Below are 26610 nucleotides of genomic sequence, written 5' to 3' on the forward strand. Positions count from 1 at the left end.
AGATGCTAGTTCTTATTTTGTCTTAGCCTGATAGGCATGGGCTGGGGACAGGTACGCAACAAGGTTGTACCTTCGCGTACCAGACGAGCGGTATAATGCTAATGGGAGTTGAACAACTTGTCTGAACCCCGCCAACTTACGTACTACCGTTACTCACAGCGCTTGTTGTGGGCCGCTATATTTTCTCTTTATGCAAGAAAATCCTGCTGTTTCCTCTACGATTGTCACGCTTCCGAAGGCCCCAACGGGTATTATAGGGCTTGATGAGATTACAGAAGGAGGACTGCCTAAAGGACGCCCCACTCTGATTTGTGGTAGTGCTGGCTGCGGCAAAACTCTTATGGGAATCGAGTTTTTGGTGCGCGGTGCGCTCAACTATAATGAGCCTGGCGTGCTGATGGCGTTCGAAGAGACGGCCGAAGAACTGGCCGCCAACGTAACCTCGCTCGGCTTCGATTTGCCTGCTTTGCAAGCGCAAAAACTATTGCGCGTTGACCACGTTCACGTCGACCGCTCGGAGATAGAGGAAACGGGCGAGTACGACTTGGATGGGTTGTTTATCCGTTTGGGCTATGCTATTGACACTATCGGCGCCAAGCGCGTAGTACTCGATACCATCGAGTCGCTCTTCTCTGGCTTTCCCAACCAAGCAATACTGCGTTCCGAGATTCGGCGGTTGTTTCGTTGGCTGAAAGACAAAGGCGTGACAACCATCATTACGGCTGAGCGCGGCGAAGGCTCTCTCACCCGGCAAGGATTGGAAGAATACGTATCAGACTGCGTTATTCTACTCGATAACCGGGTTATCGACCAAATCACTACGCGCCGGTTGCGCATCGTGAAGTACCGTGGTAGCACCCATGGCACCAACGAGTATCCGTACTTAATTACCGAGAGTGGCATTTCTGTTTTGCCGGTCACGTCGCTCAAGCTCGAGCACGCGGTTTCCGACCGAATTGTATCAACGGGCATTCCCGCACTCGATGAGATGTTCGGGCGCAAAGGGTTCTACGAAGGCAGCAGCATTCTGCTGACGGGTACGGCTGGCACCGCCAAAACTACTTTGGCGGCGGCATTTGCACAGGAAATCTGCCGTCATGACGGGCGTTGCCTCTACTTTGCTTTCGAGGAGTCGCCGCAGCAGCTGGTGCGCAATATGCACTCGGTTAGTATTGATCTGTGGTCGCACATCGAGGCCGGCCGATTGCTAATCGAAGCTTCCCGGCCTACGCTTAATGGGTTGGAGCGGCACCTGGTCACAATTCATAAGTTGGTGGCCGAGTTCAAACCCACCGCCGTCGTCATCGACCCGATCAGCAACCTCATCAATGTAGGCAACGTGGGAGAGGTACGGAGCATGCTCACGCGCCTCATCGATTTTCTGAAAGTCAACGGAATTACGGCCTTGTTCACTTCTCTGATTAGCGGTAGCCTGCAAATGGACACCACTGAGGAAGGAGTTTCTTCGTTGGTAGACACCTGGATTAGTGTACGGGACTTGGAAGGGGTAGGCGAACGGAACCGCGGGCTAAGCATTTTGAAGTCGCGGGGAATGGCGCATTCCAACCAAGTGCGGGAGTTCATCATCACCGACCAAGGCATTCAGTTGTTGGATGTAGTGGTGGGGCCAACCGGCATCGTGACGGGAGCCAGCCGCCTAGCGCGGCAATTGCAAGAGCAAGCACAGGCTGTGGCCGCGCAGCAGGAGCTGGAGCGCAAAGACCGTGAGTTGGAGCGCCGTCGGCGGGTGCTGGAGGCCACTATTGCCAACCTGCGCACCGAGTTTGAATCGGTAGAAGAAGAATTTCGGCAGATCAACAGTCAAGAGCAAGACCGCCAGCAATCGACTGCCAAAGCGAAGCCATCTTCTGCCTCATCCGCTGCTGGCGAGCAGAAGCCGGCTAGCCAACAACCTATTACCTAGACCTTCTTATGGATACTGAATCAGCCACCCCCGAGCAAGGTCAAAACGAAGAGTATTGGCAACTGCGCCTGTACGTAGCCGGCCAAACCGCGAAATCGGTAGCGGCCATAGCCAACCTGAAAAAGTACTGCGCACAACACTTGCAAGGTCGCTATCAACTAGAGGTAATCGACTTGCTCGTAAACCCACAGTTGGCCGAAGGCGACCAGATTTTGGCCATCCCAACACTGGTGCGGAAAGTCCCCGTGCCTATTCGCAAAATTATTGGTGACCTCTCGAACGAAGAACGGGTGCTGGTAGGGCTTGACATAAGGCCTGCGGGAGACAAGGTTGCGCATTAGTATGGAGGAAAATGAAAAGCCACCGGAAAGTGGGGCTGAATACGTGCTGCATCTCTACATTACCGGTGCTACACCCAACTCAACGCGAGCCGTTCGCAACATCAAAGAAATTTGCGAGTTATACCTGAAAGGCCGGCACGAACTGCTGATTGTAGACATCTACCAGCAGCCCGAGTTGGCACAGGGAGAACAGCTTATTGGTATTCCAACCCTCATAAAAAAACGTCCTGGCCTTGTCCGGCGGTTGGTCGGCGACCTGTCGGACCGGGCGCGGGTACTAACGGCCTTGGGGCTGCCCCCGCTTCCGCCTAGCGACCCTGACCCTACCAATGGCTGATTCTACTTCGTCTTCTTCGCTGGACCTGGCTCGTGAAAACGAGGACCTGCGTCATCGGCTGCAAGAAGCCGAAGATCTTATCTATGCCGTGCGTACGGGCGCTGTCGACGCCTTGGCTATTCAAAGCCCTGACGGTCCGCGTATTTTCACGCTGCAAGGCGCCGACGAAGGCTACCGCACCCTCATCGAGCAGATGAATGAGGGAGCCATGCTGCTTAACCACGACGGTACCATCTTGTACTGTAATGCCTGCTTAGCGGGTTGGCTGCAACGCGGGTTAGAAGAAGTGATGGGAGCTTCGTTTGCGAACTTCGTGCCGGCAAGCTTTCAAGCCTATTGGAGTGCGCTGCTGGCACAGAGCTGGACGGGTCATGGTAAGGGCGAACTGCCGTTGCAAATCAAAGATGGCGCATTACGTCCCCTTTCGTTGTCGTTGAAAGTGTTGACTTTCAACGAGGCCTCGGTGGTAGCCGTTATCTTGACCGACCTTTCTGCGGAGCGAGAAATCCGAATTATTCAGGCGCTTGTTACCGAGCAGAATGCGGTAATCGACCGTAAGAACAAGGAGCTGAAGCTACAAGAGGCCGCCCGCTTGATAGTCGAGCAATCGGCGGCTGAGGCCAACCGAATGTTGGAAGGTATTCCTCAGATTGCCTGGACGGCTAATACAGATGGAATAACCACTTATTTCAACCGCCGTTGGTTTGACTACACGGGGCAAGCAGCTAGCCATACCGAGCAATACCAGTGGAAACCATACCAGCACCCCCACGATGCTGTAATAGCCGATGAACGTTGGCAGCACTGCTTACGCACCGGGGAAGTGTTTGAAGCAGAGTTTCGTCTGCGAGGCAGTGATGGTGCCTACCGCTGGATGCTTAGTCGAGCATTGCCTTCTCTTAACCCGCAAGGCCAAATTATCGAGTGGATTGGTACATGTACCGATATCCATCAGCACAAGATGGATCTGGAACGTATCGACTTGGCTCAGCGGCAGTTGCAGGAAAACAATACGCAGCTCACCCGCGCCAACGCCGACCTAGACAACTTCATCTATACCGCCTCTCATGATTTGAAGGCGCCTATCACAAATATCGAAGGGCTCCTGCAAGCGTTGCTGCAGGAGCTGCCGGACAAAGGGCAAGAGGTGCGCCCCATCATGAATATGATGCAAGAATCGGTGGATCGGTTCAAGCGCACCATTGAGCACCTAACAACCATTACCAAGCTACAGAAGGAAAGCGGCTTACCTGCGGATTCTGTTAATCTAGACCGACTTATAGAGGAAGTTCGCCTGGATTTGCTGCCACAAATCAACGATGCCGGTGCTGATTTTCATGTGGATGTGCGAGAATTGCCTGTGCTGTCTTTTACAGAAAAAAACCTGCGCAGCATTATCTACAACTTGCTCAGCAACGCGGTAAAGTACCGCTCGCCGGAGCGGGTGCCGAACGTGCGGATTCAGTGTCGGCCAGACGGCGAGTATGCCATCCTGCAAGTACAAGACAACGGCCTTGGTATGCGGCTAACCAACAAAGAGAAGCTATTTGCCATGTTCGAGCGGCTGCACGACCATGTAGAGGGCAGCGGCATGGGGCTTTATATCGTCAAGAAGATAGTGGAAAACGCCGGGGGCCGGATTGAGGTAGAAAGCCAAGTGGATGTGGGCTCCACATTCAAAGTCTACTTACGAAGGTAAACGAGCAACAAGAAGAAGTGGAAACCAGTTGATACGAAGGCGAACGAAGCATAATAGTTAAAAAGCGGAGCTCTGAGATTTGCTGTTCTCGAGGTTGCGCTGCTCTGGCCAAAGAATTCAAGAGCACCCATATAGCCCCTACTAGCAACGAGGCGAATCATTTTATAGAGAAAATCCACTCATGCCGAAACTTAGCTGTGTCTTGTTAGTCGACGACGACCAGACGACCAACTATTTAAATCAACTGCTCCTGAAGCGCCTAAACGTGACGGATAAGCTAGTAGTAGCGCTCAACGGTGCGGAAGCCTTGCAACAGTTGCAGCTCCACAGCGAAAATGCAAGCGAAGAGCAACCCATATTGGTCTTGCTGGATGTCAAGATGCCCGTCATGAACGGCTTCGAGTTTCTAGAAGCTTTCGACCAATTGCCGCGGCTTCAGAAGCAAGCTATAATTATCGTGATGCTAACCACCTCCTTGCACCCGCAGGATGTTAGTCGTCTGGAAAAGCTTCCTATTGCCGGCCTCCTCAATAAGCCTCTGACCAAGGAGAAGGTAGATGGTATTATGCGCACTCATTTCAATTCACAGCTGCCTAGCAACTAAACAATTAGGAGCGTAGGCACAGCTACACTCCTAATACTCGAATAATTGCACCGCTTACACTTACCTGCCACCAAACTGCAGTTCTTGGCGAGTGTCTATTCGCGCTGGCGGTAGCCTAAGTTGGGAAGCGTATCGGCTTCGGGGCTTAGCTGCTAGCAATGAAAACCCTAGCCTGGCAACACCAATAAGTGTCGCAGCAAAGCGAGACTTTCCCGAAAGGCGCTATAGCCAAGTTACCTGCTCCGCTCGTGTATTGCTTACATCTACTATATACTTGCTCTGGAGCGGGTAGCGGAGTTGCTGGTTGGATAGAGGCAGGTAGCCAAGCGCGTTGTTCGGCTGCTTACGCCCACCCGACCCAGCCAGCTGAAACGAGAGCCGTAATAGCAAGCCGAAAGGGGTAATAGCGGTGTGCGCCAGCAGCTGCATACTACCAATATCCGTAAGGTGCTGCGCCCGTACGCTACTGGCGGCAAACGTATAAAATTAGGGAGATGCCGAGCATGGTACAGACTTGCAGAGCGCGAGATGGTCTGCTCCCTTTTGCTGCTTCAGCAGGTGCACTTACATCAGTGGAGTTTACCTTCATAAGGTACAATTGCCAACTTAGCATAGCAAATCAATGCCAGTGCGGTGCAGAAGATATCTATCAGGTGAAGACAAGCAAGTTACTTCAGCCCCCTTAGTACAGCAACCGTCGAGTAGAATCGGATATTAGTCAAAATTTACATGGTGTAGCATCCTCTATCACTACCTTTGTCCTCGCTTAAATTTATAATAGAAACTTCGCGGCTCTCTCCAACGTCTTTTTAGCTCCAATTATCTTCAGGATCTAGACGTGGACACGGGCTATTGTTTTGCCAGTCAGCTTATGAGAATAAAGAATGTATTGCTGTTGGTGGGGATAATAGGAGGAGTTTCTGGGGGCGTACAGGCACAGCACGCTGTTTGGGCGGGCAAAGTGGTAGCCGTATCATCGCAGAAAGCAGAAGGGAAAGAAGACTTCTCACCAGAGAAAGTATTGGGCGAGCCCAATGCGCAGCCATTAGGTCAGGTCAGCAACGAAGCTTGGATTCCGAGAAAGGAAAGTAACAACGAATTCATTGAGGTGCGCTTCGGTAAGTCGCTTGTTGCCAAGCAGGTCACGGTAGTGGAAAACTTCAATCCGGGGTCGGTATCCAAAATCGAGTTGGTTGATACCCGAGGCATGAAGCACGAGGTCTACCAAAACGAAAGCCCCGGCCCGATTCCGGAGCAGTTCCGTTCTTTGCAAATCACATTTTCGCCGGGTACTTATCGTACTATCGGGGTGGTGGTGACCATGAACACCAAGGCCGTGAATGGGGTAAACCAAATCGACGCCATCGGCATTGCCGACGTGGCGGAAACCATGGTGAAAAAGGAGTTTAAGGGAGAAGCCGAAAGCGTGAAGTTTGATTCGGCCATGGTGAACCTGGGCCCCAACGTTAACTCCAAGTACGTTGATACGCACCCCGTAATTTCGCCCGATGGTCGCACACTGTTCTTTGCCCGGCAGGAAAGCCCGCAAAACGTAGGCGGCGCCAACGACGTGCAGGACGTGTGGTACTCGACGCAGGTTAACTCCAAAAACAATTCCTGGAACCCAGCCAAAAACATTGGTGCCCCCATCAATACCCCTGGCCCCAACGGTCTGGCTTCGGTGTCGTCGGATGGAAATTCGGCCGTGCTCATCAATGTCTACAACGAGGATGGCTCTTTGGACCCCAAAGGGTTGAGTTTGTCTAGACGAACCAAAACGGGCTGGAGCAAGCCACAGAAGATATTAATCGACGACTTCTATAACGACGACCCCGAAAACGTAGATTATTTCCTGGGTACTTCTGGCAAAGTGTTGCTCATGGCCGTGCAACGCAAGGATGGCCAAGGCGAGCAAGATATCTACGTGACGCTCCGTAAGCCCGACGGCAAAACCTGGGGCCGCCCCATCAACCTTGGAGCCAGCATCAATACCAAAAAACCGGAGTTTGCTCCTTTTCTGGCGGCCGATGGCAAGACGCTTTATTTTGCGTCGGAAGGCCACGGCGGCTACGGCAAGAGTGACATCTTCTACTCCAAGCGCCTTGACGACAGCTGGACCAATTGGACCAAGCCTCGCAACCTGGGCCCCAGCGTAAACTCACCAGACTTCGATGCTTACTATGTGGTGTCGGCAGCAGGGGAGGAGGCTTACCTGGTGTCGGCGCGCAACGGAACCGGCAATTCCAAGGACATCTTCCGCATCAACCTGACGCCTCAGTTCAAGCCCGAGGTGGTAACGCTGGTGCGGGGGCAGGTGCTTGACGCGGCAACCAAAAAGCCCGTAACTGCTACTATTCGCTACGAAAACCTGCTTACGGGCGAGGAAATAGGCGTGGCCGAAACTAGCCCCGTCGATGGCTCCTATACCATTGTGCTGCCTTCGGGAGTGCACTACGGTTACCGCGCCGAATCGCCGAACTACCTTGCCGAATCCGACAACCTCGACGTGACGGACCGCCAGAACTACTCCGAGGTGAAGCAGGATTTGTATCTGGTGCCCTTTGCTGTGGGCCAGACCATCAAGCTGAACAATATTTTCTTCTCTCAGAGCAAGTACTATCTGCGCGAGAACTCTTACCCGGAGCTGCAGCGCTTGATCCGTACGCTAAAGGAATATACCACTGTCGAAATCAAGATTGAAGGCCACACCGACAACCAAGGCGACCCGGCCCTCAATCTTAAGCTAAGCCAGGACCGTGTAAATGAGGTAAAGAAGTATCTTGTTTCAAAGGGCATTTCTAGCAGCCGTATCACAACCGAAGGCTTCGGCGATACCAAGCCAATTGCCAGCAACGAGCAAGAGGAAACCCGCAAGCTTAACCGACGCGTTGAGTTCCGAATTACCAAGAAGTAAGGCACCCCTCGGTGTTGCAATTCAAAAGAAAAAGCCTCCTGTGCATTGCTCAGGAGGCTTTTTCTTATTGGAGACGAATATAAATCGGCCTTGTATACCGCTTTGCGGCGCTACCTCGTGTTGGTTTTTGTAATGGGTCGTGCTGCTAGCAACTTGAGCTACGTTACGACAGCCGCGTCTCGTCGCGGCCGGGCTTGCTGCTGCCACTCTGGTTGCCGGGGTTGGCAATAGAGTCGCGCATGTCGGTATCGGACTGGATGTTGCGCATCTTGTAGTAGTCCATGATGCCGAGGTTGCCGGAACGGAAAGCTTCGGCCATGGCCTTCGGAATCTCAGCTTCGGCCTCTACTACACGGGCTTTGGCATCCTGCGTTTTGGCGCGGTTCTCTTGCTCTATGGCCACAGCCATGGCGCGGCGTTCTTCGGCTTTCGCTTCGGCCACCTTCAAGTCGGCGGTGGCTTGGTCTATTTGGAGCTTGGCCCCAATGTTTTCTCCGATGTCGATATCGGCAATGTCAATAGAGAGGATTTCGAAGGCAGTGCCAGCATCAAGGCCTTTGCTGAGTACGAGCTTCGAAATCTTGTCGGGGTTTTCGAGTACCTCCTTGTGCGACTTCGACGAGCCAATGCTGGTCACAATGCCTTCGCCTACCCTGGCCAAGATGGTTTCTTCGCCAGCGCCGCCTACCAGTTGCGTGATGTTGGCGCGCACCGTTACGCGCGCTTTGGCAATGAGCTGGATGCCATCCTGCGCCACAGCGGCCACGTTGGGCGTATTTATCACCTTAGGATTAACGCTCGTCGTGACGGCCTCGAATACGTCGCGCCCGGCCAAATCAATAGCCGTGGCTTGTTTGAAAGTCAGCGGAATGTTGGCTTTGTCAGCTGAAATCAACGCTTTTATAACACTAGGTACATTGCCGCCGGCCAGGTAGTGCGTTTCTAGTTCATTGGCCGTCAGCGCCAAGCCCGCCTTGGTGCTCGTTATCATGGAATTGACAATGAGGGAGGGCGGCACTTTCCGAACCCGCATGAACGCCAGCTGAAATAAGCTTACGTTCACCCCCGAAAACAGCGCCGTAATCCAGAGGCTGATGGGGAAGAAGTAGAGGAAAACCAACAGAACGATGGCCCCAATGATGAGCGGGAAAATGGGAAAGTTCATCTGGTATAGAGTAGCCTTGCTCAGCTAGTTCCGAGCAAGAAAGATGTTTGGCAAGCTTTGGAGTATGCTCCCTAAGTGGGGTAAACCCTTTATGACGTTACAGCTGAAGTGTAGTGAGGCTAAGCTAAAGCTTATGCTACACTTTCCACCACAATTCGATTTTGCTCGATGCGCAGCACACGAACCTCTGTTCCTGCTGGTACAAATTCGCCGCGGGTGGTTACCTCCCGCCGGTTATCTTCAAACAATACCGTGCCTGCTGGCCGCAACGCCGACAGCGCTCGACCAACGGTTCCGGGTAGTACATCTGGTAGCCGCACATCTCGCACATGAGAATTGTTAACATCGTTGAGGGCAACGCGGCTTATGTTTCTCGGTCGCAAGCCAATGTATACGAGCACACCCGTGGCAGCCAACGAGGATATAAGCAGGATATGGCCGGTGTCCGAACCTAAGTCTCTGTAGCCGAACCAAACACCGGCCGCTAGCAGTGCAAAACCGATCAGGCCGACCACTGTAGTGCCCGGAATAAAGATAACCTCAGCCACCAGAAACAGCAGGCCGAACAGCAGCAGCAAGGCAATAGTAAGCCAGTCCATAGGCAATGGCAAGCGGGTCCACATAAGCAGTTCCATAGCAGTAAGTGGTTGGAGGTGAAAAGATACGCAGAAAGATTGCGCAGAACGTATTGGTAAGCAGAGGCAAAACGCTTTGGCCTTCACGACTTATGCCACAGGCAACAATGGATGGCAAGAACCGAAGCGGGTCGCTATTGCTGAGAGAAATATTCTAGCAGCCTTGCTGACTTTCGCTCTCGCGGTGCGTAGGGAAGCCTATGATGAACCAACGCGAAGTAACCGACCAACACAATACCACCTGGACCTGCGTGCAAGCCTATGCTGGAGTAGATAGTAGTGTGGCCGCAGAAGCCACCAAACTCAGCGAAACAGATGCTGGTGGCGTGCCAGTCGTATGCACACCTAGTGGAGGAGCCCAAACGGTGCGCCTTGAGTTAGGGAAAGACTGGTTCGACAACTTATCGGATGAAGAGCTAGCTACGGCCATAACCGCTGCACAATAGTGTTGGGCTAGCTACCAGTAGAAAGCCCCGCTACAAACGGTGTAGCGGGGCTTTCTGATACAGTTGCAAGCAGCAGAAGCTTAGTAGGCGCGTGCAAAGTGTACGCGGCGCTTCGAAGGTTTGCCCGTTAGCATGTCTACCCCGTCTTCGTCGGGTTCGGCGAGAGCCACGCAACGAATAGTAGCTTTGGTTTCCTCTTTGATGCGTTCCTCGGTTTCGGAGGTGCCATCCCAATGCGCTACCACAAAGCCGCCTTCTCCTTCTAGAGCCTGCTTGAATTCCTCGTATGTATCGACGCGGTGGGTATGCGTTTCGCGGAACTTCAAGGCCTTTTGGTAGATGCTCGTTTGAATATCATCGAGCAACGAGGCCACATTGTTCACGATGTCGGCCAGCGGCATATTCATTTTTTCCTTGGTGTCGCGGCGAGCTACCTCTACCGTACCGTTCTCTAAGTCGCGCATGCCCACGGCGAGGCGCACCGGCACACCTTTCAATTCCCACTCCGCGAATTTAAAGCCAGGGCGTTCGGTATCCCGGTCATCTACCTTCACCGATATGCCACGGTCAATCAAGCCCATTTGCATGGGCCGAATGCGCTCGAGCAGTTCATCAAGCTGGCCCGTTTTATAGATGGGCACAATCACCACCTGAATAGGAGCCAACTTGGGCGGGAGCACCAAACCTTCGTCATCGGAATGGGCCATAACCAAGGCGCCCATCAGGCGGGTACTTACGCCCCAGCTCGTGCCCCACACGTGCTCTAATGCGCCTTCCTTGTTAGTGAACTGCACATCAAATGCCTTAGCAAAGTTCTGTCCTAGGAAGTGAGAAGTGCCTGCCTGGAGGGCCTTGCCGTCTTGCATCAAGCCTTCAATGCAGTAGGTGTCCAAGGCGCCAGCAAATCGTTCGTTTTCGGTTTTTACCCCCTTTACTACGGGCAGCGCCATCCACTCCTCGGCAAACTGAGCATACACCTCCAGCATCTGGCGGGTTTCGGCTACGGCTTCCTCAGCGGTGGCATGGGCTGTATGGCCTTCCTGCCACAAAAACTCGGCGGTACGCAAGAACAGGCGGGTGCGCATTTCCCAGCGCACCACGTTGGCCCACTGATTGATGAGCAGCGGCAGGTCGCGGTAGCTTTGAATCCAGTTTTTGTAGGTGCTCCAAATGATGGCTTCCGAGGTAGGGCGCACAATCAGTTCTTCCTCTAGGCGGGCATTGGGGTCGACGCGCAGCTTACCCGGATTGTCGGGGTCGGTTTGGAGGCGGTAGTGCGTTACGACGGCGCATTCTTTGGCAAATCCTTCGGCGTTTTTCTCTTCCGCTTCAAATAAGCTTTTGGGGACAAAAAGCGGAAAATATGCGTTCTGATGGCCGGTGCGCTTAAACATATCGTCGAGGGTGCGCTGCATCTTTTCCCAGATGGCGTAGCCATAGGGTTTGATGACCATGCAGCCTCGCACTGCGGAGTTTTCGGCAAGGCCTGCACGCTTTACCAACTCATTGTACCACAGCGAGTAATCTTCACTCCGTTTGGGCAAACCTTTGCTCATGTTTTAGGGTATCTTTGGTCAAGTAGAAAAGTTCCGATTTGGCCTAAAATTTGTCATATCCAAAACGGCACCGTTTCGCTGCCAAATTACGTTAATAAATAAACTGAAGCCTGACCTGATGGAATGTTTGCTACCCCAAACAACCTTTCGTCGCTTCACTTGCTCTTTCCTTCGCCCGCCTTCCTATTCAAGCAAGCAGCCATGAAAAATCTCCTCCCATCTTTATTGCCCGCCTTGGCCCTGCTTACGTTGGGTGGATGTGCTGGTACTAGCGCCCTCTCCACTACGGAGAACGATGGCGTTTATTATTCGTCTCAGGATCGTACTACGCAAAATGCTACGGCGTCGGTGGCTAACACCGCGCCTGCTACAGAAGCCGAGTCGGGCGACGAAATTTCTAATCCGGACTATGCCGCCGACGGTAGGCAAAGTTCTACTGTAACCGAGTCGACAGAATACTACGATGACGACTATGCGTATTCCTCGCGCATCCGTCGTTTCCACCAGCCTTACTACCGCGGCTTCGGCTACGGCTACAACGACTTCGTGTACGCTGACCCCTTCTGGTACGGCGGCTCACCCTACTACGGCAGTGCTTTTTACGACCCCTTCTATAGCCCCTATGGTTATGGGTATGGTGGACTTGGCAGCTACGTCAATATTAATATTGGCTTCGGCAGGCCATGGGGCTGGGGCTACAACCCCTGGCGCTACGGCCGTGGCTACAGCCTCTTCGACAACTATTACGGGTATGGATATGGCGGCGGTTATGGGTATGGCTACGGTGGCTACGGCGGGTACAACAACTACTATAACGTTAACAACTACTATGGTACTGGTGTAGGCTCGTCGCGTAATGTGCGCTATGGGGCCCGCAATGGTCGTAGCGCAGAAGCAGGCACCGCTGGCCGCACTAGCGTAGGAACCGGCAATGTTACTGGCTCGCGCAGCCGCGCAATTAGCGAAGGTGGTGTCGCTGCCCCTACAGGCGGACGTAGTTCTATGGGCGGTGTTCCAGACAACGGGGGTACGGTTCAACCATCAGGTCGGGGCCGTTCGCGCTCAGCTGACGCTGGTACTCTAGGCGGTGTGCCATCGGAAGTAACTACTGGTGGGCGTTCGGCTGGCACTACGACGGATCCGCAAGTCACTGGTCGTGCTGGCAGATACAATCAGAGCGTAAATACCAACGAGCAGATCAACAACGGAGGCACTATTGCGCAGCCTTCGTACGAGAGCCGGGGGCGTCGTCGGGCAACCGAAGCTATTGGCAACGTGAACGACGGCTCTATCCAGCAGTCCACGCAGCCACAGTACTCGCAGCCACGCCGGACTCGATTCAGCGAACTGAATACCAACCAGAGCAGTGGTGGCCAGACTGCTGAGCAGCCAGTTCGTCGTCAGCGGACGTATGAGGCTCCTCAACAAACCTATCAGCAGCCTACCCGCACGTATGAGGCGCCTCAGCGTTCTTACTCCGAACCATCGCGCAGTTCTTCGTCATTCCCTTCGAGTGGCGGCGGAAGCAATAGCGGTGGCGGTAACAGTGGCGGCGGCGGTGGTGGCCGTGGCCGTGGGCGCGACTAATAAGTCCTTGTTCGGAACCTGATTTGTGATGGGTCCACAGCGGCCCCCTTCTCTTCCCTCAAATGAAAAACTTGAAATATTGGCTTGCCGTGGCTCTATTGAGCCCGGCTAGCCACAGCTTTGCCCAATACGCAACGGACGCACTACGTTTTTCACAAACTCAACCCTCTGGTACTGCTCGCTCTTTGGGAGTCGGAGGTGCTAACGTGGCCGTCGGTTCTGATTTAGGCAACCTCGTTACGAACCCTGCTGGCCTAGGTCTTTTCCAACGCTCCGAGGTCAGCTTTACGCCTGGAGTTGGCATTGGAAACGCCAATAGCCAAGTGTTTGGTACCACTACTTCTGATGGTCGCAATAGTGTGCACGTCGCCAACTTTGGCGTTGCTTTCGCTAACCGCCGCCCCGACAGTGATAGTAACCCTTGGAGAGGTGGTACACTCGCTTTAGGACTGAACCGTATCAATGATTTCAATCAGAGCTTCCGATATCGGGGTTCTTTTGCGGGTGGGCCATCAGGTGCCGGCAGCAATATTCTGAACTACTACGATCGGGGAATAACTGCGGGACAGTCTACAGATTTTGACGACTTGGCTTATGAGGCGTTTCTGACCGATGAAGATCAAGAAGGACGTTACGTACCAGGCACTGATTTTGGCCGGTCTCTGGATGGAGCGCTCAATCAGGAGGAAACCGTATTGACTACCGGTTCTCAAACTCAATTTGATATTGGGTACGGTGCTAGCTACCGCGACCGGCTTTATATCGGAGGAGCTATTGGTGTTGTAAGTACCCGCTTCAACTCAACAAGCACACTAACGGCAACTGATCCGTCGCCGGTTGATGCCAGCGTACGAGGCTCTAGCTTTGGTAGCCTCACTTACCGCGAAGCATTGGAAACTCGGGGAAGCGGAATCAATGCTCGAATCGGCGCTATTTACCGGGTCAACGATGCTGTGCGGGTAGGGGCTTCGGTGCAAACACCAACCTTGCATAGCTTGTCGGAAACGTATTCCTCTTCTTTGAATGTGGTTTACGATACCCCCATCACAGTAGAAGGCAAAACCTATTCCTCTGGTAATGCCGCTACCGACCCTGGTGCCTTCGACTACAGGTTGACTTCTCCTTTCCGAGCATCAGGGGGTGCTGCCGTAGTTATCGGTAAGCATGGCTTTCTGAGTGGCGACGTCGAGTACGTGAATTATAGCCAAGCGCGCTTGAACAACGACAACACCAGCGACCAAGGTGCAAACAATGTCTATGACTTTAGCTCCGATAACGACGATGTCAGGGACTTGTATCAATCGGCAGTGAACCTGCGGGTAGGAGGTGAACTGCGTTACGATATATTCCGTTTCCGAGCAGGCTTTGCGCGCTACGGTGACCCTTACAAAGCAAGTACCCGCGACCGTTCGCAGAACTACTACACCGGCGGAGTAGGCTTACGGCAGAAGAATTTCTTCTTGGACCTAGCTGGAGTTTATAACACAACCAAGCGCTATTACAACCCCTATGTTATGCCGAACCTAGCGGATACTCCCGAAGTTGTAGTTGATGCTAACCGTTTCACTACCACTATCACGGCTGGCTTCCTGTTCTAATAGTTTGGGACAATAACTGCCTCCATAAGATAAAAGCCGACTTTCAAACGAAAGTCGGCTTTTATCTTATGGAGGCGTCAAGTGCTGATGCTTCCTCTTTATTTCGTGATGCGCACCTGCATCTTGATGGCGGGTGTTGGTGCAGTGAGAAAGGATTGAATAAAGATGAGTCCGTACCTAGCTGGACTATCACTAGTTCGAAATGCTAAAACTCTTCCAGTACCTCTAGCTCTTAAAGCATTAGTGCGAGTAGAAATTGTTGGAACTACGCCGCTGCTAAAAAGAGAGCGGAATGCTGCGGTGTCAGCAGTGCTAGCGAAGCGAGCGGAGTCCAAGTCGGTGCTGCGCATTGAAGTAGTCCGGCGACTCAACCAGTTGGTTGGATTGAACAGACGGTTGGTGCGGATGAGTTCAGGATCGTTGGGAGATGCCAAGGCTCTCTCTCCATTAGCTAGCGGCAAATACGCTAAATCAATAAGGTCTTGATTTTCAATACGCCTGCGCAAGGCATTGGGTGGTAGGGTTAAGCCAGACAATAAGGATATACTGTTGCGCGCATAAGGAGTGGTAGGGGCAGGCAATATGACTGTGTAATTATGATAAGTCGCAGCGCGGAGTGAATCGCTGTTGCGTAAAGATAAGGTGAAGCTGCGGCTGTTTTTATTATTGTCAGCATCATAAGCATCAAAAATCCACTTCTCTCGTCCAGAAGTAGTGCGGGTGTTTGCTTTAAATTGAAATGCTATAGACTGACGCTGTTTCCCTGTCAGCATCGTATCGAGGTATACAACTGGATACTTAATCTTATATAGACTATCTAAATTAAAAGCAGTTGACGGATAAACAAAGGGAAAAGGGCTAGGTGAGTATTCTACTGTAATGACTAGCCGATCTAGCTCGGCACCATCATCTCGTTTCTCGGCAAAAACACGGGTCGTGAATGTATCGGCAAGGGCAGACGTGTTAGCAGCAGTGGTAACGGTCCGGCTGGCGGACAGAAAGCGGGTCCCGCCAACTAAGTCAACACGCGGACCCGACTCATCATCGAGACTACAGGACGTTAGCAGGGCAGAAGCACACAGGAACAGAAGCAGGTGAAAACGCATAGTATCGGCAAAGGTCGGAATTTGCGGGTGACGCTCACTTTGTTGCTTGCAACAAAGTGAGCTACAAGCGTTGAATACAGAGCAACAACAAAGTATAGGGCTAACAAATGCTTATTGTGAAGCAGCAATAGGTCTAGATCCTAACGGTAGAAATCCTAACTGAAATATGTTGGTGAAATTATTTTTTACATATGGGTATAAGAAAGATGCAAAAAGTAAGCAGCTCTTGTAAAAATTTCCCGTAGTTCGCGGTATGCCCACGTTTCGGACACCTTGTCTATATCTTTTAGGTACGTATATGCTGGCCGCAGTCAGTGGTTGCCAGCCCGATAAGCCCGCTCGCACCGAGCAAGCTGCTCCTGCCCTTGCTGACACGCTTAATCTGGATTCGCTGGCAAATCCGGTCGGGGCTGTCGATACCACTCCTATTCGGCGCGATTGGCACCGCCTCGACAAGCGAACCAGCCCACAGGCTCCGCTTATTGTGTACCGAAGCGTGCGCCAAGCACCGGCAGGACTAAATACTGCGCCCGCGCCTGGGGAAGCCACGTTGCTAGACCTGACGCGCAAAGCCAGCGAATATTTTCAGATAGACCCCACCAAAGCCGCGGAAGTGCGTGGGCGTACCGGCACGGTATTGCGGCTAGCGGCTGGCACGCTGGTAGATGCCAATCAGCACCCGGCTACGGGGCCAGTGTGGGTGGAGCTAAAAGAGTGCTATACGCCCGCCGAGATGGTACTCACTAATCTTACCACCCTTACCACTGATGCCGAACCACTGCAAACTGCCGGTATGGTACTGGTGAGGGCCACTGCCGCCGGACAACCCTTACAGGTAGCCACTGGCCGCACGATGCGCTTGGAAATGCCTGCGCCTCAAGGCCAACCGCTCCCGGGCATGCGCCTCTACTATGGCCAAGGTGCTACGCCTGTACGTTGGATTGAGGCTCCCGAATCTGCAGTTCCCGCTTCTCTCGAAACCATTTACACCGATGCTCGGCCAATGCCCGCGTACGGCAGCGGTCCAGCCGACATCAACCGCTTGGTGCGGTATCCGCACGAAGCACTGGTCAGTCAGACGCAGGGAGTGGTATTTGCGTCATTTGTGGTCGACGAAAGCGGCCGGGTGCAAAAGCCGCATATTTTGCGGGGCCTCGGGCATGGCTGCGACGAAGAGGTACTGCGGGTGCTGCGCCAAACGTCGGGCCACTGGACTCCTGGCCAGCGCAATGGCGAATTTGTGAAAGTGAAGATGGTACTGCCGATTCGATTCTCGTTCCAGCCCGGCCAACTCACTACCGATACCACCCGCCTTAGCCTAACGGCCAGTACAGCGCCTTCTGAGCCAGTAACCACCGCTGAGGAACCCGCCGAAGCAACTCCCACCGACCGGTATGTATTTCACTGCTCGCAGCTGGGTTGGTTTAATGTAGACCGTCCTTTGAGCGGCAGCAGTACCACACTCGTGGCTGCTCCTGCTCCTGACGAAGCTACTACAGTGCGCTTAGTAGTGCTTGGCACAACTCCTACTGTGGTGGCGGGCGAAGAAGTGGAAGGAGGGTACCAGTTCGGTAAGCTGCCAGCTGGACGCCGGGCCATAGTAGTTGGCCTGCGTTATCAGGGAGGGGTACCATACATGGCTTGGCAAGAAACCACTACTGGGCAAGAAGTTAGTTCGCCCCTAGAGTTCCGCGAAACCACTTTGGAAGAGCTGGAACGGCGGCTAGAACGGCTCTAAGGCCAGAAAGTGCCAGATAAACAAGGCAACACTAAGGGCTTACAATTTCAGCGTGATACTCTGCGGTTCCGTGAAGAAGCGCAGGGCTTCCAAGCCGCCTTCGCGTCCAACACCAGAGTTCTTCATGCCGCCAAAAGGCGTGCGTAAGTCGCGGTGCATCCACGTATTTATCCACACGATGCCGCTGTGCAGCGCGTGCGCTACGCGGTGGGCTCGGGTTAAATTGCTGGTCCAGACGGTGGCGGCTAAGCCGTATTCGGTACTATTCGCCCAAGCAAGCACTTCCTCTTCGGTGTCAAATGGCGTAAGTGTGACGACAGGACCGAATATTTCTTCCTGGTTTACCCGACAGTCGGGCCGCAAGCCTTCAAATACAGTGGGTTGCAGAAAGTAGCCACCAGCGCAGCGACCTTTTAATTCTATGCGTTGGCCGCCAGCTAATAAGGTGCCGCCTTCTTGGTGCGCCAGCTCTATATAGCCCAGTACTTTTCGTAAGTGCGCTTCACTGACTACTGCTCCTTGCTGGGTGCCTTCCTCCTGAGGGTCGCCGATAGTGAGGCCAGCTACTCCTTGCAGAAATTCGGTTTTGAATACTTCATATACTGGACGCTCAATGAAAATACGAGAGCCACACAAGCAAATTTGGCCTTGATTGGAAAAGCTACTGCGCAAACTGGTACGCACGGCTTCGGCCAGGTTGCAATCGGCAAAGATGATGTTCGGGTTTTTGCCGCCCAGCTCCAAGGAGAGTTTCTTGAACAACGGCGCGGCCGTGCGGGCAATATGCGCCCCGGTAGCTGTGCCCCCTGTAAAGCTGATAGCCTTGATGGCAGGGTGCTCGACAATGGCCTGGCCCGCGCTTGGTCCCGTACCATGCACAATGTTGAGCACACCTGCCGGCAGCCCGGCTTCTATGCATAAGTTACTCAGCAGAAAAGCAGTGTACGGCGTAAGCTCGGAAGGTTTCGCTACTACGCAGCAGCCAGCAGCCAAAGCCGGGGCTATCTTCCAAGTGAATAAGTAGAGCGGCAGATTCCAGGGGGAAATGCAGCCTACTACACCCAGCGGATGGCGTACAGTGTAGTTAAGCGCTACCCCTTCCTGAAAATGCGTTTCGGAAGCAAAGTGTTGCGCTGCCGTGCCAAAGAAGGCAAAGTTGCTGGCAGCCCGTGGAATATCAACGGTGCGCGCCAAGCTTACGGGTTTGCCATTGTCCAGGCTTTCAGCCTGCGCCAATAGTTCCAGGTCTCGTTCCAGCAGTTCCGCTATTCGTACCAGCAGGCGGCCACGCTCTTCAGCTGGCAACATGCGCCAGGTAGGCAAGGCAGCCTCTGCGGCGGTAACTGCCCGCGCTACATCGGCGGGCGAAGAATCCGGAATTTCAGCGTAAACCTGGCCTGTTGCTGGCTCAATAGTAGGCAAGTATGTGCCAGCGACTGGTGCTACAAGCTGACCGTTGATGTAGTTTTGGAGTTGCAACATGGCGGGAGTGAAGGCGAGACCACGGCAAGGTAGAAAAGCTGGCTTGATTGAATAGTTACTTTTGCTGAGAGCTACCCCCTTGTATAATTGCTTTTTGCTTGATTTCGATTGTCTTCTATGAAAAATTGGTTGCGCCTGATGCTGGTCACAGGCTTCTACGCGCTACTGTTCGTGCTGTTTACTTGGCCGCTCGCTACCCATTTCACCACGGCTTTTCCTACCGTAGCAGGACATGACTCACTTCTCTACGCCTGGAATTTCTGGTATTTCCGCGAAGCCGTAGTCAGTGGCCACAATCCGTTTTACACCGACTGGCTGCTATATCCGTGGGGCGCGTCGCTGATCATGCATGCCTACATGCCGTTGCTTGGGGTACTGAATTTAGTGCTCAACAATGTTCCGCTCACGATTAATATCGGGCTGCTGCTGAGTTACGCGCTTTCTGGTACCGGTGCTTATCTGCTGTGCCGCCGCTGGGTACGAAATCCGGTATTGTGCCTGCTGGCTGGAGTTATTTTTGCCTACTCACCCTACAAGCTAATCCGCCTACCCGAACACTATACGCTGGTGTTGACGGCCACCGTGCCATTTTACGTCATGGCCTTTCTTGACGCTTTCACTTTTCGATTAGGAAAGCTATTACCACAAGTGCGTAGCCGTCGAGCCGTGGTTTGGTGTCTCGTTTTGGGCCTGGTCACCTTGCTCAGCGACTATTATGTTACGTTCGGGTTGCTTTATTTTTCAGTGGCTTACGCCTTGTGGTATAAGCTACGGCTAGGCGAATTGAAGTGGCGCCGTTGGCAAACGTGGGTCCGCGTAGTATCAATGTTGCTGCTTAGCCACGTCTTCATCAAGTTACTACGCATCTTTCAAGTGCCTGATATGGACGGGCTGTGGTGGGCCGGCGATGCAGTAAGCTATTTCATGCCGCCGCCCACCAGCCGGTTTCTGGATTTCGAGTGGGCACAGCAGCTACACCTGAATCAGCAGGTATTCAATATGCCGGGGTCAGTGGAAATGATCCTGTTTATAGGCTTCTTGCTGCCAGCACTAGGATTGCTGATGATGGTATGGCCACATCGCCCAGCATCGGCGCGGCATCTCGACCCTACTGGGCGGCCTTTGGTTTGGGTGTTAATCTTCTTCGTGATGCTAACCTTACCTACGCTACGCATCAATGGCCATGAAACCCTCAATCTGCCTACTAGTGTGCTGCATTACATTCCTTTCTTCAACAACATCCGTTGCCCAACGCGCTGGGTAATGATGATCGGGTTATTTCTGCCACTAATCGTTTTTAGTGCCTTAGAAACACTATGGCAATTTCGTCTGCCACCCGCACGGCAAGCCATGGTGAGTGTAGTTTTGCTGGGTCTGATGCTCTTCGAGTACTGGCCGAAGACCATGCACTTCACAACGACCGATGTGCCAATTGTGTACGACGAGGTGGCCAAGCTGCCTGGAACTACGCTTTTTCCGATTCCCTTTGGTGTCAGCGACGGATACCGTATGATTGGGCAAGTGCAGACCGAGCAATTCTTTTATCAGGCGCGGCATCGCAAAAAGATGCCCATAGGCTACTTCGCCCGCGTTAAACCCGAGATTTTCGCCGCCTTTCAGCAGGATACAGTAATCAAGCGGCTTATTACGCTGCAAACTCACCCCGATACAATACCGCCGGCCCCAGCAACCCCAACCCAAGCTTCTGCCTTTTTGCGCAGATACCAGCCTGCAGCCTTTGTCATCGACCCTATCTATCGTGATAAGCCAGTACATCTTTATCTACGGCAGCTCTTACAGCCCTATGGCTACCGTGAGCAGCTGGTGGGCGACTACGTGCTAATTACCCCTTCCACTAAGTAGAGTAATAGCATACTGCTAGCGTAATTCCTGGGTAGAGTGCGGTTCTTTCCTAGTGATGTTGGTGTCGGAAATGATATACAGAGGGCGCTGCCGCACATTGGCAGACAGCCGGGAAATGTACTCGCCAATAATGCCAACGGCAATCAACTGAACTCCACCCAAGAACAGGATGCTGGTCATTAAGGATGGCCAGCCTGGCTCGTATTCGCCGGTTACGAAGCGGGCGTAAAGTGTATAAATCAGCACTGCAAATGCCACCCCTGAAACGATAAAGCCACTAATGGTAGCAGCTTTAAGGGGCGCATCAGAAAAGGCGGTGATGCCATCCAACGCCAGTCGTATCATCTTGCTATAGGTATACCCGGTTTCGCCGCCAGCCCGTTCGGCCCGGTCGTATTCGACGTACGTTTGGCGGTAACCAATCCAGGAAATTTGTCCCCGAATGAACTTGCTCTGCTCGGGCATAAGCTTCAAGGCATCCACTACCTTGCGCGAAATAATGCGGAAGTCACCCGTGTCTACCGGGATGGAAATGTTCGTGATTTTGGCTAGGATGCGGTAGAATAGCTTAGCAGTAAACTTCTTAGCAGCACTCTCGCCTTGGCGGCTACGGCGTTTTGCATATACCACTTCGTAGCCTTGGTGTAGCTTCTGATAAAGCGGTACGATCAGTTCTGGCGGATCTTGTAGGTCGGCATCAATAATAACTACCGCATCACCGGCCGATAAGTCTAGTCCGGCTGTTACAGCTATCTGATGCCCAAAATTGCGACTGAAATCGATGTAGCGCACCCGCTCGTCGCGCACTGCTAATTCCTGAATTAGTGCCAGTGACCGATCCAACGAGCCATCATTGACGAATAGCAACTCATACCGTAAAGCCATTGGATCAATGACTTCTCGCAATCGAGTATACAGAGCTACAATATTATCTTCCTCGTTATAGATGGGAATGACAACGGAAAGATCCATGGTAAGAAAAGTGGTTGCGTAGAACGAAAGATCTTACTGCGCCCTAAGCATATTTATACAAGAGTGACGATAATAGCCTAACTATCAACAAGCAGTAACACACTAGAGAGCACAGTCTATTGGCCGCAGCTTAGTCCTCTTTTGCAGACATATTTACCAACCTCGATACAAAACCCATTGAGTGGTAGGGGGAGGATAAGAAAAAGTTAAAAAATAGCTTAAGCTTTGGTCGCTAGCGTGAATACGCTTACGCCTACTGGTGCATCAATAGCCTGCAAAACACGGTTTTCAGCCTTAAGAAAAGCAGTTAACAAGGTGTTAACTAACGGGGGGGCAGCAAAAAGGTCATCTTTGGCCGGTCTGTTGCTTGTAGAAGTAAGCCGCTTGAGTATTCGCACAATCGTAGCTGGAAAGAACAGGGATACGTTCCAATAAGAGCTACGATTGATCTGTAGCCCGGAAGCGCGTACTCGGGCAGTTAATTGAGCTGCCGTATAGCGCCGGAAATGCTGGTTTACTTCGTCGTGCTTCCCCCATAGGAACTGAAAAGCAGGTACAAAGACAAGTAACCGCCCACCCGGACGTAATACGCGCGCCCATTCGCGCAATGCTTGGCCTTCGTCTTCGATATGCTCCAGCACGTCGGAGGCTACTACCAAATCAAAAGAAGCATCTGGGAAAGTAAGGTGGGTGCCATCCATGCACCACACATTTGGTATCCCGCGTTGTTGAGCTACGGCTATACCAGCCTCGCTTACATCAATACCAGTCAAATCGGTATACCCCGAACTGCGCAACCGTTGTAGCAGGGGACCACCAGAACAACCTATTTCTAGAATAGCAGCGTTTCGAGGAAGCTGTAAATCCTGAACCAGCCGGAACACCATATCGCGCCGGGCCTGAAACCACCAGTAGTTTTCCTCGATTTGATGATACTTTATTTCGTACTCAATGTTCATGAGACATTGCAAGTTGCCAAGCACACCAATAGGGGGGCAAGGCTAGCCTATTACCTGTTGTGTTAAAAGAAAAAGCCACAATTTGAAAGCAGTTGCCCGCTAATTGGGTAAGGTGCAAACCTACTCTTACGTCAGGGCCCTGGTTTTTTAAGAAAGTTGCGGCTGTGTAGCACAAACAGTAGAGTAGCGCAGAAAATTCATGGAAGTGGATTCCGCCTGTCGCTGAGTAGAACTAAGTAACCAACAATGATATACTGCTGATTATAAGGCTTTTGCTACTTAGGCTTTTGTACTACCCCCAACACTGATTTACCTAAAGAAAAACCCGTGAGTCGATCAGCAAACCTAGAAACCGGCACAATCGTACGATCCCAGAATTTTATTTGAGCTAGCGTTGGGTAGCTCTGCCGTAGCATCAACTTGTTGGCTGCCGAGGCCAAAAGCCCTACGCTATCTAGGTACACCAACTCGCGAATCTGGCTGCCAGCAGGCAGCACACGGCGCAACATAGGGCGTGAGTAACGGCGGAAATGACCAATTGCCTCATCAAATGGACTGAAAAGCCATTGATGAGCCGGCACGATAATAAGGATGGCTCCTCCGGGTGCTAGGCGTTCATAAGCTCTTCGCAATTCAGCAGCATCGTCTTCAATATGTTCGATAACATCAATGTAGAGGATGGCGTCAAACTGACTATCAGTTGCCGGAAGATCCTCCAGCGTGCCTACATGCAAGCGGCAATAAGCTGGTAGTTCGCGTTGCGCCATCATACTTTCAATGCGGCTAGCGAGCGAAGCATCAGGTTCTAAGCAAAGCCAATCGGTCTGTTTTCCGTCGCACAAGGTACGGGTAGTGCCTCCAATGCCCGCTCCTACTTCCAATACCTTGCCCCGTAGGAATGGGCGTAAGCGCGCTCCATAGTATGCCTTCCAATGAGTGGCATGTTCAAAAAGGGCTAGCTCGTCTCCTATGTAATGAGTGGCGTCATTGGTGGGTGCAGGCATAAAATAAGATGTATGAAGGTTGGCCTTGTCGCCCGCAACACATGAAGGCTGAGCGGCAAAGGTATTGATTGCCGGTTGCAATATAGGTTCCATAAGCCAGCGTATCATACCTTTGCAGTCATGCTTACTCCGCTAGTATCTGTTGTTATTCCGATTTACAACGAAGAAGCTTTGATTGATACATTGGTTGCTAGGTGCGTTGCTGCCTTGGCAACTATCAGCCCTAGCTTCGAAATTATCTGCGTCGACGACGGCAGCCGAGACCAAACGCTACCCCGTTTGTTGGCAGCCCGTATCCAAGAACCACGGTTAAAAGTACTTTCGCTTTCCCGCAATTTTGGCCACCAAGCAGCCTATACGGCGGGTTTACATGCTGCCCAGGGCGAATTTGTGGCTATGATGGATGGCGACTTGCAGGACCCGCCTGAACTCTTGCCGCGGATGTGGAATCTGTTGCGCGATGACGCCCATGATGTTGCTTACGGACAGCGCACCGACCGTGCGGAAGATTGGGGTCGGCAAGTGCTTATTAAAAGCTTTCATGGCATATTCCGGAATTTCTCAAAGTTGAAAGAAGCCGACAACGTCGGTAATTTCTCGATGCTAAATCGTCGGGCTCTAACCGCTTTCTTGTCGTTACAGGAAAAAAATAGGTACCTGCCTGGCCTTCGCTCATTCATTGGCTATCGGCAAGTGAGCGTGCCCTATTCGCGCGATGCCCGCCCAGACGGCACACTGCCTAAAATGTCGTACAAACGGTTGTTTGCATTAGCCCTGGACGCGCTATTTTCCTTTTCTGACCTCCCCATCAAAGTTTGTCTTTACTCCGGGTTGTTTGGAATGATGGTGTTTATGGCAGCAGGTATTTATGTGTTGATAAGTAAAGCCGCAGGAGTTGCATTATTAGGCTGGTCATCGTTAGGGTTGAGCTTGTATTTCTTGGGTTCTATTCAACTGCTTTTTTTAGGAATTATAGGCGAATACGTATTCCGGATCTATCGCGAAAACCAGAATCGTCCGCTTTATTTCGTGCAGCATTATTACCATGATTGACCTCTCTATTACTTCCCCGAGTCGGCGGTGGCTGGTACCAGGGTTCTTTGTGGTAATACTGGTACTAGGGCTATTCATATTTCCGGATTATGGTCTCTCAATGGATGAAGAGATAAGCCGTAATAATGGAATGGTCACTCTCAAGCACTTAGCCCTCCAACTGAATCCAGATTGGGTAGCGGCCAACCCTGAATTCGAACGTTTCCCAATTCCGCTGGCTGAATATTTTGACCGTGATTACGGCGTCGCATTCGAAGTTCCGGTCACTTTTCTGGAACGCCTACTGAAGCTTGACGACGTTCGACAGCAATTTTTATTTCGGCACCTGTGCACGTTTTTGGTGTGTTTCGGGGGGATCATAGCGGTATACCAACTGGCAACAAGACGCTTTCGTGATTGGCGAATTGGTTTGCTGGCAGCAGGTTGGCTGGTGCTCTCACCACGGCTCTTTGCCGAGTCCTTTTACAACGATAAGGATGCGGTGTTTATGGCTTTGTTTGCCATTGCTACAAACACAGGTGTTCGGTTGCTGCTGCGCCCCACCACTAGCCGCATTTGTTGGCACGCCCTGGCCTGTGCAATCACCATTGACGTCCGCATTATGGGAGTGTTGCTGCCTATGGCTACGGTAGCGCTGCTCGTTTGGCGAGGTGTGCTGAAGGAAGTGACTTTGTTTCAAGTCGCTAAGACTGTGGTTGTGTATGCGGTGTTGCTGAGCGGCTTAGTGGTGTTGTTTTGGCCTTATCTGTGGCCTAGCCCTTTAGAGAATTTTCTAGCTGCCTTTGAAAAGATGAGCTCTTTTCGCTGGACCGGCACCGTACTCTACCAAGGTGAAATGGTGCCTGCTACCGATTTGCCTTGGCACTATGCGCCAGTATGGATTGGTATTACTACACCAATACTCTATTTGGGTGCTGGGCTCTTAGGCATTCTGTTGGTTGTTTGGAAAATAGTACGCCAGCGCTGGCGACTCTGGAGCAATGAGCAACAACTTCAGGATGTGCTCTTTTTGGGGCTGAGCATAGGGCCTCTAGTTGCGGTAGTTGTTCTCCATTCTGTTCTCTACGACGGTTGGCGTCAACTCTATTTCGTTTACCCGACCTTTCTTTTGTTAGCCATACGCGGATGGGTGGCTGTTCTGCAGTGGACGAAACGTCGAATACTCTGGTCTCGGGCTTGGCGTAGCGTTACTGCCCTGAGTTTGGTGTTCGTAGCGTGTCAGATGATTTATGATCACCCGTTCCAGAATGTATACTTCAACATGCTGGTGGGCCCAAATGTGATGGAGCGATTCGAACTCGACTATTGGGGCCTTGGCTATCAGCAAGATTTGGCATACATCGCCGAGCATGATCCCAGGTCGACAATCACTGTATTTTGTATACAGCCTACCCCAGCGCCCCTGGCCCGCATGATGTTACCTGATGGTCAGAGAGAGAGACTAACATTAGTAGATCGGCCTGAATTGGCAGACTACTTTATTACCAGTTACCGCGGGCATCCTGAGCCATATCCATACCCTGAAATTTACCAGATCCGAGCCGATGGACGGCGCATACATTCTGTGTTTCAATGGCGGTGGTAAACACTATGCCAGATGCTTTTTTGCTGATGACAATAGCTGTAG

At 52.3% G+C, this 26610-nt stretch carries 22 protein-coding genes; 13 read left to right on the forward strand and 9 right to left on the reverse strand.

Annotation, left to right across the window (positions count from 1 at the left end):
• The first annotated feature begins 190 nt into the window (after window positions 1–190).
• From kaiC to P1X16_RS15055, 5 genes are all read left to right on the forward strand, one after another.
• Window positions 191–1924 (forward strand): circadian clock protein KaiC, encoded by a 1734-nt coding sequence (gene kaiC / locus P1X16_RS15035; protein ID WP_277230559.1) that lies wholly within the window; start codon window positions 191–193, stop codon window positions 1922–1924.
• 8 nt (window positions 1925–1932) lie between these two features.
• Window positions 1933–2265, forward strand: a complete 333-nt coding sequence (locus P1X16_RS15040) for a circadian clock KaiB family protein (protein WP_277230561.1) — start codon at window positions 1933–1935, stop codon at window positions 2263–2265.
• 1 nt (window position 2266) lies between these two features.
• Window positions 2267–2602: a circadian clock KaiB family protein gene (locus P1X16_RS15045; RefSeq protein WP_277230563.1), complete on the forward strand. Its 336-nt coding sequence runs from the start codon at window positions 2267–2269 to the stop codon at window positions 2600–2602.
• Window positions 2595–4301: an ATP-binding protein gene (locus P1X16_RS15050; protein WP_277230566.1), complete on the forward strand. Its 1707-nt coding sequence runs from the start codon at window positions 2595–2597 to the stop codon at window positions 4299–4301. The genes P1X16_RS15045 and P1X16_RS15050 overlap by 8 nt, the downstream gene beginning before the upstream one ends.
• 202 nt (window positions 4302–4503) lie before the next feature.
• Entirely contained in the window at window positions 4504–4905 is a 402-nt protein-coding gene (locus tag P1X16_RS15055; protein WP_277230569.1) for a response regulator, read from the forward strand.
• Between the two features lie 222 nt (window positions 4906–5127).
• Here the strand turns inward: P1X16_RS15055 and P1X16_RS15060 are convergent, their stop codons facing one another.
• Window positions 5128–5334, reverse strand: a complete 207-nt coding sequence (locus P1X16_RS15060; protein WP_277230572.1) for a hypothetical protein — start codon at window positions 5332–5334, stop codon at window positions 5128–5130.
• Window positions 5335–5776: 442 nt separating this feature from the next.
• Here P1X16_RS15060 and P1X16_RS15065 point away from each other — a divergent pair, with 442 nt between their 5' ends.
• Window positions 5777–7819 carry an OmpA family protein gene (locus P1X16_RS15065; protein WP_277230575.1) on the forward strand — a complete coding sequence of 681 codons (2043 nt, stop codon included), beginning with the start codon at window positions 5777–5779 and terminating at the stop codon, window positions 7817–7819.
• Between the two features lie 163 nt (window positions 7820–7982).
• Here the strand turns inward: P1X16_RS15065 and floA are convergent, their stop codons facing one another.
• A complete protein-coding gene (gene floA / locus P1X16_RS15070) occupies window positions 7983–8984 on the reverse strand; it encodes a flotillin-like protein FloA (protein ID WP_277230578.1) in 1002 nt (333 codons plus the stop codon).
• Window positions 8985–9115: 131 nt separating this feature from the next.
• On the reverse strand, window positions 9116–9619 hold the full coding sequence (locus tag P1X16_RS15075; protein ID WP_277230582.1) for an NfeD family protein: 504 nt from the start codon (window positions 9617–9619) through the stop codon (window positions 9116–9118).
• A gap of 200 nt (window positions 9620–9819) precedes the next feature.
• Here P1X16_RS15075 and P1X16_RS15080 point away from each other — a divergent pair, with 200 nt between their 5' ends.
• A complete protein-coding gene (locus P1X16_RS15080; protein ID WP_277230584.1) occupies window positions 9820–10065 on the forward strand; it encodes a hypothetical protein in 246 nt (81 codons plus the stop codon).
• A gap of 80 nt (window positions 10066–10145) precedes the next feature.
• On the opposite strand, the gene proS is transcribed toward P1X16_RS15080, so the two are convergent.
• Window positions 10146–11621, reverse strand: coding sequence for a proline--tRNA ligase (gene proS, locus P1X16_RS15085; protein ID WP_277230586.1), 1476 nt, complete (start codon window positions 11619–11621; stop codon window positions 10146–10148).
• A gap of 201 nt (window positions 11622–11822) precedes the next feature.
• Between proS and P1X16_RS15090 the strand changes: the two genes are divergently transcribed.
• On the forward strand, window positions 11823–13208 hold the full coding sequence (locus P1X16_RS15090; protein ID WP_277230589.1) for a hypothetical protein: 1386 nt from the start codon (window positions 11823–11825) through the stop codon (window positions 13206–13208).
• Window positions 13209–13270: 62 nt separating this feature from the next.
• On the forward strand, window positions 13271–14806 hold the full coding sequence (locus P1X16_RS15095) for a hypothetical protein (RefSeq protein ID WP_277230592.1): 1536 nt from the start codon (window positions 13271–13273) through the stop codon (window positions 14804–14806).
• A 98-nt stretch (window positions 14807–14904) separates the two neighbouring features.
• Here P1X16_RS15095 and P1X16_RS15100 read toward each other — a convergent pair whose 3' ends face one another.
• Complete coding sequence (locus tag P1X16_RS15100; protein WP_277230596.1) at window positions 14905–15912, reverse strand: hypothetical protein; 1008 nt, start codon at window positions 15910–15912, stop codon at window positions 14905–14907.
• Window positions 15913–16210: 298 nt separating this feature from the next.
• Between P1X16_RS15100 and P1X16_RS15105 the strand changes: the two genes are divergently transcribed.
• Window positions 16211–17650: an energy transducer TonB gene (locus tag P1X16_RS15105; RefSeq protein WP_277230598.1), complete on the forward strand. Its 1440-nt coding sequence runs from the start codon at window positions 16211–16213 to the stop codon at window positions 17648–17650.
• Window positions 17651–17689: 39 nt separating this feature from the next.
• Here the strand turns inward: P1X16_RS15105 and P1X16_RS15110 are convergent, their stop codons facing one another.
• Window positions 17690–19132: an aldehyde dehydrogenase gene (locus P1X16_RS15110; RefSeq protein ID WP_277230601.1), complete on the reverse strand. Its 1443-nt coding sequence runs from the start codon at window positions 19130–19132 to the stop codon at window positions 17690–17692.
• Between the two features lie 117 nt (window positions 19133–19249).
• Between P1X16_RS15110 and P1X16_RS15115 the strand changes: the two genes are divergently transcribed.
• Window positions 19250–20995: a hypothetical protein gene (locus P1X16_RS15115; RefSeq protein ID WP_277230604.1), complete on the forward strand. Its 1746-nt coding sequence runs from the start codon at window positions 19250–19252 to the stop codon at window positions 20993–20995.
• 15 nt (window positions 20996–21010) lie between these two features.
• On the opposite strand, the gene P1X16_RS15120 is transcribed toward P1X16_RS15115, so the two are convergent.
• The 3 genes from P1X16_RS15120 to P1X16_RS15130 form a co-directional block, all read right to left on the reverse strand.
• Window positions 21011–21967 (reverse strand): glycosyltransferase family 2 protein, encoded by a 957-nt coding sequence (locus tag P1X16_RS15120; RefSeq protein ID WP_277230607.1) that lies wholly within the window; start codon window positions 21965–21967, stop codon window positions 21011–21013.
• Window positions 21968–22185: 218 nt separating this feature from the next.
• Window positions 22186–22926, reverse strand: coding sequence for a class I SAM-dependent methyltransferase (locus P1X16_RS15125; RefSeq protein WP_277230610.1), 741 nt, complete (start codon window positions 22924–22926; stop codon window positions 22186–22188).
• A 275-nt stretch (window positions 22927–23201) separates the two neighbouring features.
• Complete coding sequence (locus P1X16_RS15130; protein ID WP_277230613.1) at window positions 23202–24023, reverse strand: class I SAM-dependent methyltransferase; 822 nt, start codon at window positions 24021–24023, stop codon at window positions 23202–23204.
• A gap of 27 nt (window positions 24024–24050) precedes the next feature.
• Here P1X16_RS15130 and P1X16_RS15135 point away from each other — a divergent pair, with 27 nt between their 5' ends.
• Window positions 24051–24983, forward strand: coding sequence for a glycosyltransferase family 2 protein (locus P1X16_RS15135; RefSeq protein WP_277230616.1), 933 nt, complete (start codon window positions 24051–24053; stop codon window positions 24981–24983).
• A complete protein-coding gene (locus P1X16_RS15140) occupies window positions 24976–26568 on the forward strand; it encodes a hypothetical protein (RefSeq protein WP_277230619.1) in 1593 nt (530 codons plus the stop codon). Before P1X16_RS15135 ends, P1X16_RS15140 begins: the two co-directional genes overlap by 8 nt.
• The last annotated feature ends 42 nt before the right edge of the window (window positions 26569–26610 follow it).

This window comes from Hymenobacter sp. YC55 (assembly GCF_029433095.1).
In the GTDB taxonomy this organism is placed as follows: domain Bacteria; phylum Bacteroidota; class Bacteroidia; order Cytophagales; family Hymenobacteraceae; genus Hymenobacter.

What these genes read in the sequence shown, in the direction of transcription:
- kaiC (WP_277230559.1), top strand. Translation starts at nt 191, where the DNA reads ATGCAAGAAAATCCTGCTGTTTCCTCTACGATTGTCACGCTTCCGAAG.
- P1X16_RS15040 (WP_277230561.1), top strand. Translation starts at nt 1,933, where the DNA reads ATGGATACTGAATCAGCCACCCCCGAGCAAGGTCAAAACGAAGAGTAT.
- P1X16_RS15045 (WP_277230563.1), top strand. Translation starts at nt 2,267, where the DNA reads ATGGAGGAAAATGAAAAGCCACCGGAAAGTGGGGCTGAATACGTGCTG.
- P1X16_RS15050 (WP_277230566.1), top strand. Translation starts at nt 2,595, where the DNA reads ATGGCTGATTCTACTTCGTCTTCTTCGCTGGACCTGGCTCGTGAAAAC.
- P1X16_RS15060 (WP_277230572.1), bottom strand. Translation starts at nt 5,334, where the DNA reads ATGCAGCTGCTGGCGCACACCGCTATTACCCCTTTCGGCTTGCTATTA.
- P1X16_RS15065 (WP_277230575.1), top strand. Translation starts at nt 5,777, where the DNA reads ATGAGAATAAAGAATGTATTGCTGTTGGTGGGGATAATAGGAGGAGTT.
- floA (WP_277230578.1), bottom strand. Translation starts at nt 8,984, where the DNA reads ATGAACTTTCCCATTTTCCCGCTCATCATTGGGGCCATCGTTCTGTTG.
- P1X16_RS15075 (WP_277230582.1), bottom strand. Translation starts at nt 9,619, where the DNA reads ATGGAACTGCTTATGTGGACCCGCTTGCCATTGCCTATGGACTGGCTT.
- P1X16_RS15080 (WP_277230584.1), top strand. Translation starts at nt 9,820, where the DNA reads ATGATGAACCAACGCGAAGTAACCGACCAACACAATACCACCTGGACC.
- proS (WP_277230586.1), bottom strand. Translation starts at nt 11,621, where the DNA reads ATGAGCAAAGGTTTGCCCAAACGGAGTGAAGATTACTCGCTGTGGTAC.
- P1X16_RS15090 (WP_277230589.1), top strand. Translation starts at nt 11,823, where the DNA reads ATGAAAAATCTCCTCCCATCTTTATTGCCCGCCTTGGCCCTGCTTACG.
- P1X16_RS15095 (WP_277230592.1), top strand. Translation starts at nt 13,271, where the DNA reads ATGAAAAACTTGAAATATTGGCTTGCCGTGGCTCTATTGAGCCCGGCT.
- P1X16_RS15100 (WP_277230596.1), bottom strand. Translation starts at nt 15,912, where the DNA reads ATGCGTTTTCACCTGCTTCTGTTCCTGTGTGCTTCTGCCCTGCTAACG.
- P1X16_RS15105 (WP_277230598.1), top strand. Translation starts at nt 16,211, where the DNA reads ATGCTGGCCGCAGTCAGTGGTTGCCAGCCCGATAAGCCCGCTCGCACC.
- P1X16_RS15110 (WP_277230601.1), bottom strand. Translation starts at nt 19,132, where the DNA reads ATGTTGCAACTCCAAAACTACATCAACGGTCAGCTTGTAGCACCAGTC.
- P1X16_RS15115 (WP_277230604.1), top strand. Translation starts at nt 19,250, where the DNA reads ATGAAAAATTGGTTGCGCCTGATGCTGGTCACAGGCTTCTACGCGCTA.
- P1X16_RS15120 (WP_277230607.1), bottom strand. Translation starts at nt 21,967, where the DNA reads ATGGATCTTTCCGTTGTCATTCCCATCTATAACGAGGAAGATAATATT.
- P1X16_RS15125 (WP_277230610.1), bottom strand. Translation starts at nt 22,926, where the DNA reads ATGAACATTGAGTACGAAATAAAGTATCATCAAATCGAGGAAAACTAC.
- P1X16_RS15130 (WP_277230613.1), bottom strand. Translation starts at nt 24,023, where the DNA reads ATGGAACCTATATTGCAACCGGCAATCAATACCTTTGCCGCTCAGCCT.
- P1X16_RS15135 (WP_277230616.1), top strand. Translation starts at nt 24,051, where the DNA reads ATGCTTACTCCGCTAGTATCTGTTGTTATTCCGATTTACAACGAAGAA.
- P1X16_RS15140 (WP_277230619.1), top strand. Translation starts at nt 24,976, where the DNA reads ATGATTGACCTCTCTATTACTTCCCCGAGTCGGCGGTGGCTGGTACCA.